Origin of the sequence: Symbioplanes lichenis, from assembly GCF_030709675.1 — a bacterium.
Classification (GTDB): Bacteria; Actinomycetota; Actinomycetes; order Mycobacteriales; family Micromonosporaceae; genus Actinoplanes; species Actinoplanes lichenis.
In genome coordinates this window covers 203,253-219,353 of record NZ_JAUZQD010000004.1, presented here as the reverse complement: position 1 = coordinate 219,353, position 16,101 = coordinate 203,253, and the positions used below count along the sequence as shown (strand labels likewise).

Here is a 16,101-nt window from a genome sequence, read left to right as displayed (position 1 = left end):
GGTCTAAAAAGGTCGTTCTGGCACGGGGTACGTGATTACGGGGCGGGCCAGATCAACTTGTCGCCGGTGTAGATGTTCTTGACGTACTGGGGCGCGAACTCCGCCTGGGCGTCCGCGTCGACGATCTTGGTGCCGGTGTAGGTGTTGAGCATCGTGACGAGCGAGGACACGTTGGCGGTGTCGACGCTGCCCAGCGGGGTGCCGGCCGGGACGCTGCTGCGGATCGTGTCGACCTCGGTCGTCCAGATGCCCTCGTTGGCCTTCTCGTCGTAGCCGGCGCCGGTCAGCTTGGCGGCGGCCGCGACGCACTCCCCGGCGTGCGTCTCGCAGTACTCGAACGCGTGCAGCTGGGCGCGCAGGACGTCCTCGACCGCGGTCGGGTTCTTGGCGGCGAAGTCGGGGTTGACGGCCATGGCGCCGAGCGAGCCCGGGACCTTGTAGTCGTACGGGCGCCAGACCTTGACCTCCTTGCCCTGCGCCTTGAGCTGGTTGGGCTCGTTGGAGATGAAGCCCGTCAGCGACTTGACCTGGCCGCGGGGCAGGATCGACGGGTCGTAGCCGACGACGACCTGCTTGATGCTCTTGTAGTCCGCGCCGGCCTGCACGAGCATGGCCTGCACGCCGACCGGCATGGCGCCCTTCTGGCCCAGCGTGGTGCCGTTGAGCTGCTTGAGGTCGGTGACGTCGGGCATGGTCATGAGGACCTCGAGGCCGACGTTGGAGTAGGACGAGATGCCCTGCACCTTGATGCCGTTGGCGTTCGCGGTCAGGATGTCCTGCTCGCTGACCGGGCTGAAGGTCACCTTGCCGGAGGCGAGGAGCTTGGTGTTCTGGGCGACGTCACCGGTGCCCGGCTGGAGCTTGACGTTCAGGCACAGGTCCTTGAAGTAGCCCAGCTTGTCCGCCGCGGCGTACTCCAGGATGGAGGCCGAGGCCTGCCACTGGTAGCCGGACAGGTAGGTGATCTCGCCGGCGGCCTTGTTCTTCTCGCAGCGCTCGGCCGAGATGGCCGAGCCGCTCGACGCGCTGGGCGACGCCGACGCGTCGTCGTCCGACGTGCCGCACGCGGCGACGGAGCCGAGCAGCGTGGCCGCCGCGGCGACAGCCAGGGTTGTTCGGATTCCGGTTCTCATGTCGTCACTCCTGGTGATTTTTCTCCGGGCAGGGCAAACCGGTCGCCCGAGGCGGACGACCGGCGGAGTCGGGGGATCAGCGGCCGGAACCCTGGCGGGTCTCGTGCCAGTGCAGGACGCGGCGCTCCAGCAGGGTCACCGCGAGCAGCAGCAGGGAGCCGAGCACCGCGAGGATCGCGATGGAGGCCCAGACCGCGGCCAGCCGGTTCATCGAGGAAGCGAGGCTGATCGCCGTGCCCAGGCCCTTCGAGGAGCCGGCCGCCGACAGCTCGGCGACGACGGCGCCGACGATCGAGAGCGGGAAGACGATGCGCAGCGCGGCGAAGAGGTACGGCATGGCGCTCGGGATCCGGATGTACCAGAGCGTCTCGAGCCGGGAGGCGTTGACCGTCCGGTAGACCTGCAGCACCGGCTGCGGCACGGTCCGCAGGCCCATCGAGGTGTTGATCAGGATCGGGAAGAAGCAGATGAGCCCGGTGACGATGAGCTTGGGCAGCATGCCGAAGCCGAAGGCGACCACCAGGGCCGGGGCGATCGCCACGAGCGGGGTCACGTTGAGGATGACCGCGACCGGCATGATCGCGCGCCGGGCCAGCGGGAACTCGCTGACCACGATGGCCAGCACGAAGGCGCACACGAGACCCAGGCCGAGGCCGCCGAGGGCCTCCTTGAGAGTCGCCCAGGCGCTGTCGAGGTAGTACTCCGAGTCCTCTTTCAGCGTGGTGCCGATGTCCTCGAGCGGCGGCAGCAGATAGGGCAGCTTGTGGGCGCCCCACTGCCACAGGAAGCCCAGCAGGACCAGCATCAGCACCAGCGGCAGCCACATGCGCGGGTGCAGGAAGCCCAGGCTCGGACGGCGGGTCCGGCGGCGGGCCGCGGGCAGGGGCATGATCACTTCTTGCTCGGCCACGGGTCCTCCTCCTGTGCTCAGGACCCGTGGAACGCGCCGCGCAGGGCGTCGCGGACCAGGTCCTCGTAGTGGTGGAACTCCGGCGTCTTGAGCAGCGCCGAGCCGCGCGGCCGGGGGAGGTCCACGTCGATCACCTCGGTGATGCGGCCGGGGCGCGGCGCCATCACCACGATGCGGTCGGAGAGCCGGACCGCCTCGGTGACCGAGTGCGTGACGAACAGGACGGTCGCCTGCAGCTCGTCCCACAGGTCGAGGAGCTGCTCCTGCAGGCTCTCGCGGGTGAACTCGTCGAGCGCGGAGAAGGGCTCGTCCATGAGCAGCACGTCGGGCCGCAGCGCGAAGGCGCGCACGATGGCCGCGCGCTGCTGCATGCCGCCGGAGAGCTGGCTCGGCAGCTTGTGCATGGCGTCCTGCAGGCCGGCCTTGCGCAGCAGCTCCTCCATGGAGGGACCGGGCACGCCGGCGCGCTTGCGGGACGCGCCCCGGTTGACCTTCGCCGGGAGCTTGACGTTGCCCAGCACCGACAGCCAGGGCAGCAGCGCGGGCGTCTGCGGGACCAGCCCGAGCATCTTGGCCGCGGCCGCCTCGTGCGGGCTGACGCCGCAGACCCGGACCTCGCCCCGCTCCGGGTCCTCGAGCCCGGCGACCAGGCGCAGCAGAGTGGACTTGCCGCAGCCGCTGGGCCCGATCACGCTGACGAAGCTGCCCGCCCGGACGCTCAGATCCACATCGTTCAGCGCGACCAGCTCGCCCCCCGCGCCGGACGGGTACACCCGGCGGGCACCGGTGACCTGAATGGACGTTGCCGTGGCGACGCTCATGCGAGCGGGCCCTGGACGCGTGCGGGCATGGCGGTCTCCAAGTGGACGGGTAGCGTCGATGGAGCCGAGGAATGCGAGGCGAATACGAGGAATGGCTTCGCGGGACTCAAGCTGCAAGGAACCTAGGGAGGTCATGATTCCGGCGCAAGTAAGCGAAGTTTCCCGTCCGTTAACACGGGGAATGGTGACCGGCTCGGCATCGAACCCGCTCGAAGCCCCGTGACCTGCCCATAGACGGTCGTGCGCGGGGACGGATCGGACGTCCGGGCGGCAACGGGAAGCTTTCGGCCCGTGTCCGCCGTGATGTAATCGTTACCTTTTGCGCCGCGATACCGCTGGTCCGCGCGCCGGTACGAATATGTTGCGCCGATCACACCGTACGGACATCAATGTGCCGAGCGTGAGCATATCCCCACGCTCGGCCACTCCCGCGCCCTGTGGCCCGATCGGGTGACAATCCCGGCCTCCGGCCCGTCATCCGGGCGTTCGGGTGATGACGGCGGCGCCGCCGCTGGCGTAATCAGGAGACCTGAACGGGGAGGGCAGGTCGGCATTGAGTGGGTGGCATTCGTCGGGACAACTCGTGACCTCCGCCGCACCGGCGGGGGGCGGGGCGGTCGTGGACCGGGCGATCGGGCTGCTCGCCGGGCGCACCCGGTGCCGCCTCGCCGAGGCCCACCGGCACCTGCTGCAGATGGCCGCCGACGAGGGCCGCCCGCTCGCCGACGTCGCCCGCGACGTGATCGCCCTGCTCGACCCGCCCGAGGCCACCGGCGCCCCCGCACTCCGGCTCCCGGTGCCGCCCCCGCCCGACGCGGTGCGGCTGCGCCGCTCCGAACCCTGGCTGGCGGTGGTCCAGGCCGTCCTCGACACGCTGCCCGGCAACGCGGCCTTGTTGCTTCCGGTACGCGACCCGGGCGGGCGCCTCGTCGACCTCGAGTACGCCGCGACCACGCCCGGAGCCGTCACCTCCGACGGCACGCTGAGCCGCGAGATGGTGGGCCGGCGGCTGGCCGCCCAGTTCCCCGAGGAGCTGGAGAGCGAGCGCTGGCGGATGTTCGACCGCGTGCTGAGCACCGGGGAGCCGGCCGAGACCGGCCCGTTCACCTCCCGCGAGGGGCGCTACATGATCCGGGCGCACCGGCTCGGCTCCGCGCTCCTGGTCACCTGGGAGCGCCTCGACGTCGCCCCGGCCGAGGACGCCCGCATCGCCGCCACCGAGCGCCTCGGCAACCTCGGCTGGGGCGAGTGGGACCTGGTCAGCGGGGACATCCGGTGGTCGGCCCAGCTCTACCGGATCTACGGCCGCGACCCCGCCCTGGGCCCGATGCCGCACGCGCTCTCCGAGGCGATGATCGTGCCCGAGGACCGGCCCCTGCACGCCGCGGTCACCGAGGCCTTCGCCCGCGGCGAACAGGTCGACATGACCGTCCGCATCCGCGTCGGCGACCAGATCAAGCACGTCCACGCGGTCATCGACGCCACCCGCGACACCACCGGCAAGCCGCTGCGGGTCTTCGGCATCGTCCAGGACGTCACCGCCCGCGAGACCGCCGCCCTGCGCCTGGCCGAGGTCGAACGCCAGCTCGCCGAGCAGCGCCGCTCCGCTGCGGCCGAGCACGAGGTCGCCACCCGCCTGCGCCAGGTCATCCTGCCGATCCCCGACGAGCCGGTCCCGCTCCCCGGCCTCAAGGTCGCCGTCCGCTACCTCCCCGCCGCCCGCGACGACCTGGTCGGCGGCGACTGGTACCACGCGGCCGCCCAGCGCGACGGCTCCGTCCTCCTCGCCGTCGGCGACGTGGCCGGCCACGGCACCCCGGCCGCCACGATGATGGCCCAGCTCCGATACTCCCTGCGCGCCCTCGCCGTCACCACGAGCGACCCGGCCGAGCTGCTCACCCGCCTCAACCGCCTGGTCGCCGATCTCGCCGCCGAGAGCGAACTCCCGGAAACCACCGCCACCGCCGTCGTCGCCCGCTACGAACCGGCCCGCCGCCGCCTCGTCTGGGCCCAGGCCGGCCACCCCCCGCCTCTGCTGCACCGCGCCGGCCGCACGGCCCCGCTGCCCCGCCCCTCCGGCCCCATCCTCGGCGTCCTCGACGACGCCCGCTACGAGGCCGCGGTCCTCGACCTCCGCCTCGGCGACGTGCTCCTCTGCTACACCGACGGCCTGGTCGAACACCGCCACCGCGGGCCGGACGACGGCCTCGCCGACGTGCGCCGCACGATGGACGAGGCGGTGGCGGCCAGGCCGCGCCGGCCGCTGGAGGAATTGCTGGGTCGCCTGCGCCGCGCCAACCCGGCGGACGACACGTGTCTGCTGGCCCTGCGCCCCATCACCGACGAGACGCGCGATCTGCGGGGCTTTTTGCGCTTCTAGCTTTTGCCGTCGTCTTTTCGCGCCAATTGCTGAGCGCGCAAAGTATGGCGTTGGTGACGTCATTTCGATGCGGTATTTGCGGGGCGCGCGGAGGACAATTGTTGGCATGGAGCAGCTGTCGCTTTTCGACACGCCGGGCGTGGTGGCCTTGCGCGGGACGGGTGTGCGCGGGCCGGGCGTGGTGGCCGGGCGCGGGCGGGGCCGATCGCGCCGCCGTGACGCCGGGCGCGACGAGTTCCGGCGCGCCCATGCGCGGCATCGCGACTGGGGCAAGGCGGTACGTCACGCCCGCACGCTCTACCGCGAGTTCCACAGTGCTCCGGACTCAGGCCCACCGTCCACACCTGAGGAGCAGCAGCGCGCCGAGCGGGAGTGTGCCGAGAAGCGGCGCGTTCAGCGGGAGTGTGCCGAGCGGCGGCGCTTCGGGCGGCGGTGTGCTGAGCGGGATCGCGTGGAGCGAGAGTGTGCCGAGCGGCGGCGCTTCGGGCGGCGGTGTGCTGAGCGGGATCGCGCGGAGCAGGAGTGTCCCGAGCAGCAGCGCCTTGAGGAGCGACGCGTTCGGCGAAGTATGCCGAGGAGCAGCGCGTCGGGCGGCGGCGTGCCGCGCGTTCCGATCACTCGGCGAAGATTCGCGCTGAGCACCAGGGCCCGGCCGCAACGGTCGATCCGCTTGGGCCGGCGCCTCGTGCTCCCGCGTCGCCATCGGGTCTCGCGCCCGCGTCCGCCCCCTGCACCTGCGTCCGCGAGGTTGCTCGTTCCCCGCGCGCGTCCGCCTGCCGTCCGCCCGTCCGTCCGCCCGCCTGCCCGTCTGCCCGTCCGCCTGCCTGCCCGCCTGCCCCGCCTGCCCCGCTTGTGCTCGGTCCGTTATTCACCTCATTGCGGCCGGCCCGGGAATTGCGTAGACCTTTGCGGCGGTAAGGGCGTTGAAAGGCCGCGTGAATGGGCGTGAGAATTGTGCTGCCGTTATTGAGAGTTGGCTTGTTTCGGCGGCTGGGCGGGAGGGAGGGGGAGGCGGTATTCGATCAGGTCGGGGTGGGGTGGGTAGGGCTCGCGGGTGATCAGGCCGGTGGGCTGCCAGCCGTGGCGCTCGTAGAAGCGGCGGGCGCGGTGGTTCTCCGTCATCACGTGCAGCTTGGCGTGGGCGGAGCCGGATGCGGCGAGGCGGGGGAGGAGTTCGTCGTGGATGGTTGCGGCGAGGCCGGTGCCCCAGGTGGCGACCGCTGTGCCGAAGTGGAGGAGTTCGTTGGCGCGGAGGGCTGCGAAGGCCAGGATGCGGTCGGCGTCAGGGGCCACCAGGACCTCGACGGCGGGATCGGTCAGCTCGGCTTCCCATGCGGCTTGGAGTTCGGCGCGCGGGTAGGGGTAGGTGGCCGGGGGGAAGATGTGGGCGAAGCCGGCCAGGGCGCCTTCCTCCTGGGTGGCGAGCAGGCCGGGCAGGTCGGCCCCGGTGGCGGTGCGCAGCAGCATGGGCGCAGCGTATGGAACGATCACGGGATGGCTTCGTACGAGGTGTCGCTCGTGGTGCTCGTCAACGGCGACGGGGCGGTGCTGTTGCAGCATCGGGACGAGCATGCGCCCACGGCACCCGACAAGTGGAGTCTGCCGGGCGGGCGGATCGAGGACGGCGAGACGCCGATCGAGGCGGCGCATCGGGAGCTGTTCGAGGAGACGGGGCTGACGGTGGGTGAGCTGCGTCCGTTGTGGAGCGGTCCCCGGCCGTACGAGCTCGGCTTCCCGCACGAGGTCACCTTTCACGCCTTCGGGGGAGTGACCGACGCGCGCCAGGAGGATGTGGTGCTGGGCGAGGGGCGGGCGATGGTGTTCGTACCCCGGGAAGAGGTCTACGACCACGACCTGGCCGCGACCACCGCCCGCCTGCTGCCCCGGCTGCTCCCCACCGAACCAAGCCCGAGCGCCCGAGACCCGAGCGAGCCGAACCCAGGCGAACCGAACCCGGGCGAAGCAAACCCGGGCGAGCCGAAGCCGGGCGAGTCGAAGCCGGCCGGGCCCAAGGTGTCGTGCGTGTTCGTGTGCCACGACGGCGCCGGGAAGATCCTGCTCGCGCGCCGGTCGGCCGGGGCGCGGGACGAGCCGGGCACCTGGGACACGGGGGCGGGCGCGCTGGAGCTGGGCGAGACCTTCGAGCAGGCGGTCACCCGCGAGGTCACCGAGGAGTACGCCGCCACCCCGCGCGACATCCGCCTGCTGGGCGTCCGCAACGTGCTGCGCCCCGGCTCCCACTGGGTGGCCCTGGTCTTCGCCGCGACCGTCGACCCGGCCGCGGTGGCGATCGGCGAGCCGCACAAGTTCGACGAGCTGGGCTGGTTCACGCCGGAGGAGCTGCCGTCGCCCCTGCACTCCCAGCTCCCCGCGACGCTGGAGCTGGTCCGGAAGTCGGACGTATAAGACAAAACCTGGGGGGTACGCGACCCGAATGTCGCACTTCCGGGAGCTGGCGATGCCGCTGGACGGGCCGGCGAGCCTCGACCCGCTGATCGAGCGGGCGGCCGCGTGCCGGGTGATCATGCTGGGCGAGGCCAGCCACGGCACGCACGAGTTCTATCAGTGGCGGGCGCTCGTCACGCGGCGGCTGATCGAGGAGCACGGGTTCTCGTTCGTCGCCGTCGAGGGGGACTGGCCGGACTGCGCGCGCGTCGACGCCGCCACGAGGGAAGGGCCGGATCCGCGGGAGGCGCTGGTCGCGTACGACCGGTGGCCCACCTGGATGTGGGCGAACGAGGAGTGCGTGGACTTCGCCCGGTGGCTGCGCGACTGGAACCGGACGGCGACGGTCGGCTTCCACGGGCTCGACGTGTACTCGCTGTGGGAGTCGATGCGCGCGATCCTGGTCCACCTGCGGGAGCACGATCCCGGGGCGGTCGGGGACGCGCTGGCCGCGTACAGGTGCTTCGAGCCCTTCGGCGAGGACCCGCAGGCGTACGCGTGGGCGACCCGCTTCGTCGGCGCGACCTGCGAGCGTGAGGTGGCCGAGCTGCTGGCCGCGACGAGGATGCGGGTCTCGAACAGCCTCGACCTCGCGCAGAACGCCGAGATCGTCGCCGGCGCCGAGAGCTACTACCGGGCCATGATCCGGGGCGGGCCGGACGCCTGGAACATCCGCGACCGGCACATGGACGAGACCCTCGCCCGGCTGCTCGACCACTACGGGCCCGGAGCGAAGGCCGTCGTGTGGGCCCACAACACGCACGTCGGCGACTCCCGGGCCACCGATCAGTCGGCGCACGGCGAGGTGACCATCGGCGAGCTGGCCCGCCGGCGGTACGGCGCGGATCAGGTGCTGCTCGCCGGCATGGGCAGCCACCGCGGCACCGTGATCGCGGCGCCGCAGTGGGGTGAGCCGATGGAGGTGATGGGCGTGCCGCCCGGGCGCCCCGGCTCGCTCGAGGACGTCCTGCACGCCACGGCGCCGCCGCGGGCGCTGTTCCTGCTGCCGGATGATCTCACCGAGGAGATCTCCCACCGGGCGATCGGCGTGGTCTACCGGCCCGAGCGGGAGCGCTGGGGCAATTACGTGCCGACCGTGCTGGGGGAGCGCTACGACGCCTTCCTGTGGTTCGACGAGACGACCGCGCTGCGCCCGCTGCACACGGCCCGGGTTGACACGCGCGAGCCCGAGACGTATCCCTCGGGCGTATGAGCTTCCGCATGCAGGACCGGCGCATCGACAAGGCGATGCTCCACAACGTCGAGATCCGCGGCGCCTACCTGACCAATGTCGCGATCAGTGGCGAGCTGGAGAACGTGACCGTCAACGGCGTCGACATCGGGCCGCTCGTGCAGGCCGAGCTCGACCGGCGCGAGCCGCAGCGCAAGCTCCTGCGGGCCACCACGCCGGCCGGGCTGCGCGAGGCGTGGAACGTGGTCGAGGCGCGGTGGGCCGCCACGGTCGCGCGCGCCCGCACGCTGGACGAAAGCCTCCTGCACGAGTCCGTGGACGGGGAGTGGTCCTTCATCGAGACGCAACGCCACCTTCTCTATGCCACGGACATCTGGGTGCGGCGCGTGCTGCAGGGTGACCCCGCGCCGTTCCACCCGCTCGACCTGCCGTACGACGAAGCGGCGGACGCCCCCGGCGTGCCCCGCGACCGGAACGTCCGGCCGTCGCTCGACGAGGTGCTCGCCCTGCGCCGCGATCGGATGGACGGCGTCCGGCAGGTGCTCGACGGGCTGACCGGCGACTACCTCACCAGCAGCACCACGCCGGTCGAGGGGCCCGGCTGGCCCCCGGCCGACAGCTATCCCGTCCTCGAGTGCCTGCAGACGGTGCTCAACGAGGAGTGGTGCCACCGCGACTACGCCGAACGCGACCTCGGTGTGCTCACAGCAGACCGGGGACCAGACCACCGCCCAGCAGCGTGAGGAGGCGGTGGATCTGCGGGCGCGCTCCCGTCGTCCGCAGCCGCCCGCCCGCCGTACGCCCGGTGTCCACGATGAGCTCGCACGTCGACGCGTCGGCGAAGCGCAGCCCGGCCAGATCGATCGTGACCGGTCCCGTGTCCTCGACCAGGTGGCGCAGCAGAGAGGCCAGGGCGTCGCGGTTGGACACGTCGGCCTCGCCGGTGAGCCGGAGGACGGCCGCCGTCAGGGCCATGCGCAGCCGGGGCTCCCGCTCCGGGCCCCGGGCGGTGACGGTGGCCGGATGCGCGCGGGTGACGTCGCTGAGCAGGTCGCCGGGGCAGCGGCGCCGGTCGTACAGGCAGATGGCCAGGCCGAAGCCGTCGGCGACCAGCCGGTTGAGGCGCCGCTCGAACCAGCCGACCCGTTCGGCGCCGGGGACCGGGCCGGCGGCCCAGCTCATGTCGCCCAGGACACGCAGGCCGGCGTACCCCTCGGTGCGGGCCCGGCGCATCGCCGCCGCCCAGCGTGCGCAGGTCTGCTCGGGGTCGAAGTGGCCGCGGCTGAGATGGGCGGCGGCCGCGGTGGCGACCTGGAGGCGGCCGGTGGCCAGGGCCCCGGCGACGTCGATGCCGTCGGCGGCGAGCCCGGCGAGGGCGGCCGCGCGCCCGGCGGGACCGGTGAACCAGACGATCTTGTGATGGTCGCGCAGCCCGGCCCGCACGTGGGCCGCGGCGACCCGGCGCTGCTCCCCGTCGTCGGCGTGTGTCCAGCAGACGTGGTCCCCGGGCCGCAGCCGGCCGAGCGGCGAAGTGTCCATGCACCCGTCCCCTGAGCGTGACCCGCCACCCCCGCGGCGGCCTGCGCGTAGATTACGCAGGTCAAACCGTGATCGGCGGCACAAACACCCGGGCGGGTGACGCGGCACCGCGGGGCCGCTCGCCGTGCGGGGGCGTACGGGGAGGCGTATGTTGATCTCGTGGGTGTCAAGACGTGGATCGAGGGCTGGCCGGTCTACCGGCAGCTGACCGGCACCGACCCTCTGGGCCGGGGCGCGGCGGCACAGTCCGCGCGCTCGAAGTCGCTGACCGCACGCACCGAGACCGCCGACTCCGTCGCGAAATCGGTGTGTCCCTACTGCGCGGTCGGCTGTGGCCAGCGGGTCTTCGTGAAGGACGGCGAGGTCGTCCAGATCGAGGGCGACCCGGACAGCCCGATCTCCAAGGGCCGCCTGTGCCCCAAGGGCTCGGCCAGCAAGAGCCTGGTCACCAGCGACCGCCGGCAGCGCAAGGTGCTCTACCGCCGGCCGTACGGCAAGGACTGGGAAGAGCTCGACCTCGACACCGCGATGGAGATGATCGCCGACCGGGTGCTCGCCGCGCGCGAGGAGACCTGGGAGGACGCCGACGCCGACGGGCGCCCGCTCAACCGCACGCTGGGCATCTCGAGCCTGGGCGGCGCCACGCTGGACAACGAAGAGAACTACCTCATCAAGAAGCTCTTCACGGCGATGGGCGCAGTGCAGATCGAGAACCAGGCGCGTATTTGACACTCCGCCACCGTCCCCGGTCTGGGGACCTCGTTCGGCCGCGGCGGGGCCACCAACTTCCTCCAGGATCTGGAGTACGCCGACTGCATCGTGATCCAGGGCTCGAACATGGCCGAGGCACACCCGGTCGGCTTCCAGTACGTCGTGGAGGCCAAGAAGCGGGGGGCCAAGGTCATCCACATCGACCCCCGGTTCACGCGCACCAGCGCGCTCGCGCATAGCTATGTGCCCGTACGCGCCGGGGCTGACATCGCGTTCCTCGGCGGCGTCATCAACTACATCCTCAGCCACGAGAAGGACTTCCGGGAGTACGTGCTCGCGTACACCAACGCGGCCATGCTCGTGCACGAGGGGTTCCAGGACACCGAGGACCTCGCCGGGCTGTTCTCCGGTTACGACGAGGAGCTCAAGGCGTACGACCAGAGCACCTGGCAGTACGCCGGCCAGGGTGACGAGGGGCAGGAGGAGGGCGCCTCGCACGTCGACCGGGAGACCGCCTCGGGCCTCGAGCAGGAGTCGCACGGCCCGCCGATCCCCGCCGACGTCCCGCGTGACGACACGCTGCAGGACCCGCGCTGCGTCTACCAGGTGCTCAAGCGGCACTACGCCCGCTACACGCCCGAGGTCGTCGAGCGCCTCTGCGGCGTACCCCAGGAGAAGTTCCTCGAGGTCTGCGAGGCCTGGACGAGCAACTCCGGCCGGGAGAAGACAACCGCACTGGTCTATTCGGTGGGCTGGACCCAGCACAGTGTCGGCGTGCAGTACATCCGGGCCGGCGCGATCATCCAGCTGCTCCTGGGCAACATGGGCCGCCCGGGCGGTGGCGTCATGGCGCTGCGCGGGCACGCCAGCATCCAGGGCTCCACGGACATCCCGACGCTGTTCAACCTGCTGCCGGGTTATCTGCCGATGCCGCACCACGAGCAGCACGAGACCTTCTCGAAGTGGATCGACGCGATCCGGCACCCGGGCCAGAAGGGCTTCTGGGCCAACGCGGAGTCCTATGCGGTCAGCCTGCTGAAGAGCTATTTCGGCGACGCCGCGACCAAGGACAACGACTTCGGCTACGGGTGGATGCCCCGCCTGACCGGCGACCACGGCACGTACCGGCAGGTCCTGGACATGATCGACGGGAAGATCAAGGGGTACTTCCTGCTCGGCCAGAACCCGGCGGTCGGCTCCGCCCACGGGCGCGCCCAGCGCCTGGGCATGGCCAACCTCGACTGGCTCGTGGTCCGGGATCTTTTCATGATCGAGAGCGCGACGTTCTGGAAGGACGGGCCCGAGGTCGCCACCGGCGAGATCACGCCGGAAACGTGCAAGACCGAGGTGTTCTTCATGCCCGCGGCCTCGCACGTGGAGAAGGAGGGCACGTTCACCCAGACGCAGCGGATGCTGCAGTGGCGGGAGAAGGCCGTCGAGCCGGCCGGGGACTGCCGTTCGGAGCTGTGGTTCTTCTACCATCTCGGGCGCCTTCTCAGAGAGCGCCTGGCGGACTCCACGCTGCCGCGCGACCAGGGGCTCCTGAACCTCACCTGGGACCACTACGTGCCCGAAGGGGACGAGCCCTCGGGCGAGATCGTCCTGCAGGAGATCAACGGCTACAACCTGGAGACCGGCAAGCTGCTGTCCAGCTTCACGGAGATGAAGCCGGACGGGTCGACGAGCGGCGGCTGCTGGATCTACACCGGCGTCTACAAGGACGGGGTGAACCAGGCCGCCCGGCGCAAGCCGCGCACCGAGCAGGACTGGGTGGCGCGCGAGTGGGGCTGGGCGTGGCCCGCCGACCGGCGCACGCTCTACAACCGCGCGTCGGCCGACCCCGAGGGCAAGCCGTGGTCGGAGAAGAAGAAGTACGTCTGGTGGGACTCCGACGCCGGCGAGTGGACCGGTTACGACGTGCCGGACTTCGAGAAGACCAAGCCGCCGTCCTACCGTCCGCCGGAGGGGGCCACGGGCGTCGAGGCGATCTCCGGTGACGACGCGTTCATCATGCAGGGCGACGGCAAGGGCTGGCTCTACGCGCCGAGCGGGCTCATCGACGGCCCGATGCCGACGCACTACGAGCCGGCCGAGTCCGGGGTGCGCAACCCGCTCTACGACCAGCAGGCCAACCCAACACGGAAGATCTACGACCGCTCGGACAACCTGACCAACCCGAGCGCGCCCGAGGCCCACACCGACGTCTACCCGTACGTCTTCAGCACCAGCCGCCTCACCGAGCATCACACCGCCGGGGGCATGAGCCGGCAGCTCGCGTACCTGTCGGAGCTGCAGCCCGAGATGTTCATCGAGGTGTCCCCGCAGCTCGCCGCCGAGCGTGGCCTGGAGCACCTGGGCTGGGCGACGATCGTGACGGCGCGATCCGCGATCGAGGCCCGGGTCATGGTGACCGACCGGATGCGGCCGCTGCGGATCGAGGACAGGCTGGTGCACCAGGTGTGGCTGCCCTACCACTGGGGGCACGAGGGCCTGGTCACCGGGGACGCGGCCAACGACCTGATCGGCATCACGCTGGATCCGAACGTGCTCATCCAGGAGAGCAAGGTCGGCACCTGCGACGTACGGGCGGGGCGGCGGCCGACCGGTGCGGAGCTGACCGCGTACGTGCAGAGCTTCCGTGACCGGGCGGGGCTCGCACCGGACCACAAGCAGCCGATGACGACCGTGGACCAGGCGACCTTGGACGCATCGGGCGCCGCCGACGGCTCGTCGGACGAGGACGGGGACAGCTAGTGGCCGGGCCGAACAGTTTCTACGGGCCGCTGGACCCGGCGCCCGACGCGGGCTATGTCGACGCGCCGCCGCGGATGGGCTTCTTCACCGACACGAGCGTGTGCATCGGGTGCAAGGCGTGCGAGGTCGCGTGCAAGGAGTGGAACGCGGTCCCGGACGACGGCTTCAACCTCCTGGGCCAGTCGTACGACAACACGGGCGGCCTCACCGCGAACAGCTGGCGGCACGTCGCCTTCATCGAGCAGCCCGGCTCGTCGTCCGGCGGCTGTGGCGGGGGCTGCTCCTCGGGGCAGGCCACTACCACCCCGGGTGCCTTCGCGGGCCTGCCGTCCGGTCCCTCGGCCAGCGCTCACTCCGCGGCCGTGGCGTCCCAGACCGTTCCCGACACGGGGACAGCACCCGGAATCGGGCCGGCGTTCGACGCGCTGGCCGCTGCGGCTACGACATCATCCATCCTGGACAAATCGGGCAGCTCGCAGTTCCTCGGCATGCCCGGCTCGGACCTTCCGGGGCGCACGCTGGACGCGCCGCGGGAGGACTTCCGCTGGCTGATGATGTCCAACGTGTGCAAGCACTGCACGCACGCGGGCTGCCTCGACGTGTGCCCGACCGGCGCGCTGTTCCGCACCGAGTTCGGCACGGTGGTCGTGCAGTCGGACATCTGCAACGGCTGCGGCTATTGCGTTCCGGCCTGCCCGTACGGGGTCATCGACCGCCGTGAGGACGACGGCCGCGCGTGGAAGTGCACCCTCTGCTACGACCGCATCGGCGACGGGCTCACCCCGGCGTGCGCCAAGGCGTGCCCCACCGAGTCCATCCAGTACGGCGAGCTGGACGAGCTTCGTGAACGCGCCGCCGCCCGCGTGGCCGCCCTGCACGAGCAGGGCGTGAGCGAGGCCCGCCTCTACGGCAACGAGCCGGACGACGGGGTGGGCGGCGACGGCGCGTTCTTCCTGCTCCTCGACGAGCCCGAGGTGTACGGCCTGCCGCCCGACCCGGTCGTCACCACCCGCGACCTGCCCGCCATGTACAAGCGCGCCGGCCTGGCCGCCCTCGCCATGGCCGCCACGGCGGTCGTCTCGTTCCTGGGGAGCCGTTCATGAGCACGTCCGCCTCCTCTTCCTCCGATCGGCGCCGGTCCTCTCGCCGCCGGGACGGTGCCGCCACATCCTCCCGGCGCCGCGGCGACCGCTCGATGGTCCCGCCGGCCGACTTCCGCTCCTACTACGGCCGCCCGATCGTCAAGCCGGCGCCGTGGCACCACGACATCCCGGCGTACCTCTTCACCGGCGGTCTGGCCGCGGGCTCGTCCCTCCTCGCCGCGGGCGGCTCCGCCACCGGCCGCCCGGCTCTGCGCCGCGCCGGCCGCGTGACCGCCCTCGGCGCCGTGGCCGCCAGCGGCTACTTCCTCATCAACGACCTCGGCCGCCCCGAGCGCTTCATCAACATGCTCCGCGTCGCCAAGCCCACCTCACCCATGTCCATGGGCACCTGGATCTTCAGCGCCTTCGCCGCGGGCGCCGGCGTCGCCGGAGTCGCCGAGGCAGCCCCGCTGCTCCCTTCGTCGCTGCGGCACCTCGTCACCCCGCTGGGCACCGCCGGTGGCTACGGTGCCGCGATCGTCGCGCCCGCCCTGGCCACGTACACGGCGGTCCTGCTGGCCGACACCGCCACGCCGAGCTGGCACGAGCCCTACCCCGACCTGCCCTTCCTCTTCGCCGGCAGCGCCCTGGCCAGCGGCGCCGCCGTGGGCCTGATCGCCGCCCCGCCCGCCGAAACCGCCCCCGCCCGCCGCCTCGCCGTAGCCGGCGCCGCCCTCGAGCTGGCCGCCGGTCACCGCGTCGAGAACGCTTACGGCCTGGTCAGCGAGCCCTTCCACCAGGGCAGGGCCGGCAAGCTGATGAAGGCCGCCCGCCTCCTCACCGCCGCCGGGGGAGTGGGCGCCCTCCTCGGCCGCCGCAGCCGCACGGTGTCGGCCCTGTCCGGCCTCGCCCTGCTGGCCGGCTCGATCGCCACCCGCTTCGGCGTCTTCGAGGCGGGGCTCGCCTCGGCCCGCGACCCGAAGTACACGGTCGTCCCGCAACGCGAACGCCTCGCCGCTCGCGGCCCCGCTGACGCCCCGAAGCAGACGCCCGCCGACGCCCCGACGCCGCCCGCAGGTCCCCTGGCTCCCGGCGCCTGAGCCCGGGAACCCACTCGGCCTCCGCGCGCCGGAC

The 16,101-nt window shown here is 71.9% G+C and carries 12 protein-coding genes; 7 read left to right on the top strand and 5 right to left on the bottom strand.

Translation table 11 applies throughout. The annotated features are described in order from the left end of the window. Nucleotides 1-35: 35 nt before the first annotated feature. The 3 genes from RAN62_RS11230 to RAN62_RS11220 form a co-directional block, all read right to left on the bottom strand. Nucleotides 36-1,133 (bottom strand): ABC transporter substrate-binding protein, encoded by a 1,098-nt coding sequence (locus RAN62_RS11230; RefSeq protein WP_305784497.1) that lies wholly within the window; start codon nt 1,131-1,133, stop codon nt 36-38. Nucleotides 1,134-1,209: 76 nt separating this feature from the next. Then, nucleotides 1,210-2,043: an ABC transporter permease gene (locus RAN62_RS11225; protein ID WP_305784496.1), complete on the bottom strand. Its 834-nt coding sequence runs from the start codon at nt 2,041-2,043 to the stop codon at nt 1,210-1,212. Between the two features lie 17 nt (nt 2,044-2,060). Further along, nucleotides 2,061-2,864, bottom strand: a complete 804-nt coding sequence (locus RAN62_RS11220) for an ABC transporter ATP-binding protein (protein ID WP_305784495.1) — start codon at nt 2,862-2,864, stop codon at nt 2,061-2,063. A 583-nt stretch (nt 2,865-3,447) separates the two neighbouring features. Here RAN62_RS11220 and RAN62_RS11215 point away from each other — a divergent pair. Further along, nucleotides 3,448-5,244, top strand: coding sequence for a SpoIIE family protein phosphatase (locus RAN62_RS11215; protein WP_305784494.1), 1,797 nt, complete (start codon nt 3,448-3,450; stop codon nt 5,242-5,244). A gap of 963 nt (nt 5,245-6,207) precedes the next feature. On the opposite strand, the gene RAN62_RS11210 is transcribed toward RAN62_RS11215, so the two are convergent. Beyond that, the gene (locus tag RAN62_RS11210) at nt 6,208-6,711 is read right to left on the bottom strand and encodes a GNAT family N-acetyltransferase (RefSeq protein WP_305784493.1); all 504 of its coding nucleotides are present in this window, start codon (nt 6,709-6,711) and stop codon (nt 6,208-6,210) included. Nucleotides 6,712-6,738: 27 nt separating this feature from the next. Here RAN62_RS11210 and RAN62_RS11205 point away from each other — a divergent pair, with 27 nt between their 5' ends. The 3 genes from RAN62_RS11205 to RAN62_RS11195 are packed head-to-tail and all read left to right on the top strand — an operon-like array spanning nt 6,739 to nt 9,624. Further along, nucleotides 6,739-7,650, top strand: coding sequence for an NUDIX domain-containing protein (locus RAN62_RS11205; RefSeq protein WP_305784492.1), 912 nt, complete (start codon nt 6,739-6,741; stop codon nt 7,648-7,650). A gap of 28 nt (nt 7,651-7,678) precedes the next feature. Beyond that, nucleotides 7,679-8,902, top strand: coding sequence for an erythromycin esterase family protein (locus RAN62_RS11200; protein ID WP_305784491.1), 1,224 nt, complete (start codon nt 7,679-7,681; stop codon nt 8,900-8,902). After that, complete coding sequence (locus tag RAN62_RS11195; protein WP_305784490.1) at nt 8,899-9,624, top strand: DinB family protein; 726 nt, start codon at nt 8,899-8,901, stop codon at nt 9,622-9,624. Before RAN62_RS11200 ends, RAN62_RS11195 begins: the two co-directional genes overlap by 4 nt. On the opposite strand, the gene RAN62_RS11190 is transcribed toward RAN62_RS11195, so the two are convergent. After that, nucleotides 9,584-10,420, bottom strand: a complete 837-nt coding sequence (locus tag RAN62_RS11190) for an MEDS domain-containing protein (protein ID WP_305784489.1) — start codon at nt 10,418-10,420, stop codon at nt 9,584-9,586. The genes RAN62_RS11195 and RAN62_RS11190 overlap by 41 nt on opposite strands. 159 nt (nt 10,421-10,579) lie before the next feature. Between RAN62_RS11190 and fdh the strand changes: the two genes are divergently transcribed. The 3 genes from fdh to nrfD are packed head-to-tail and all read left to right on the top strand — an operon-like array spanning nt 10,580 to nt 16,067. Beyond that, nucleotides 10,580-13,885, top strand: a complete 3,306-nt coding sequence (gene fdh, locus RAN62_RS11185) for a formate dehydrogenase (protein WP_305784488.1) — start codon at nt 10,580-10,582, stop codon at nt 13,883-13,885. After that, nucleotides 13,885-14,988: a 4Fe-4S dicluster domain-containing protein gene (locus RAN62_RS11180; RefSeq protein WP_305784487.1), complete on the top strand. Its 1,104-nt coding sequence runs from the start codon at nt 13,885-13,887 to the stop codon at nt 14,986-14,988. The genes fdh and RAN62_RS11180 overlap by 1 nt, the downstream gene beginning before the upstream one ends. Next, the gene (nrfD, locus tag RAN62_RS11175; protein ID WP_438874484.1) at nt 14,985-16,067 is read left to right on the top strand and encodes an NrfD/PsrC family molybdoenzyme membrane anchor subunit; all 1,083 of its coding nucleotides are present in this window, start codon (nt 14,985-14,987) and stop codon (nt 16,065-16,067) included. The genes RAN62_RS11180 and nrfD overlap by 4 nt, the downstream gene beginning before the upstream one ends. Nucleotides 16,068-16,101: the final 34 nt, after the last annotated feature.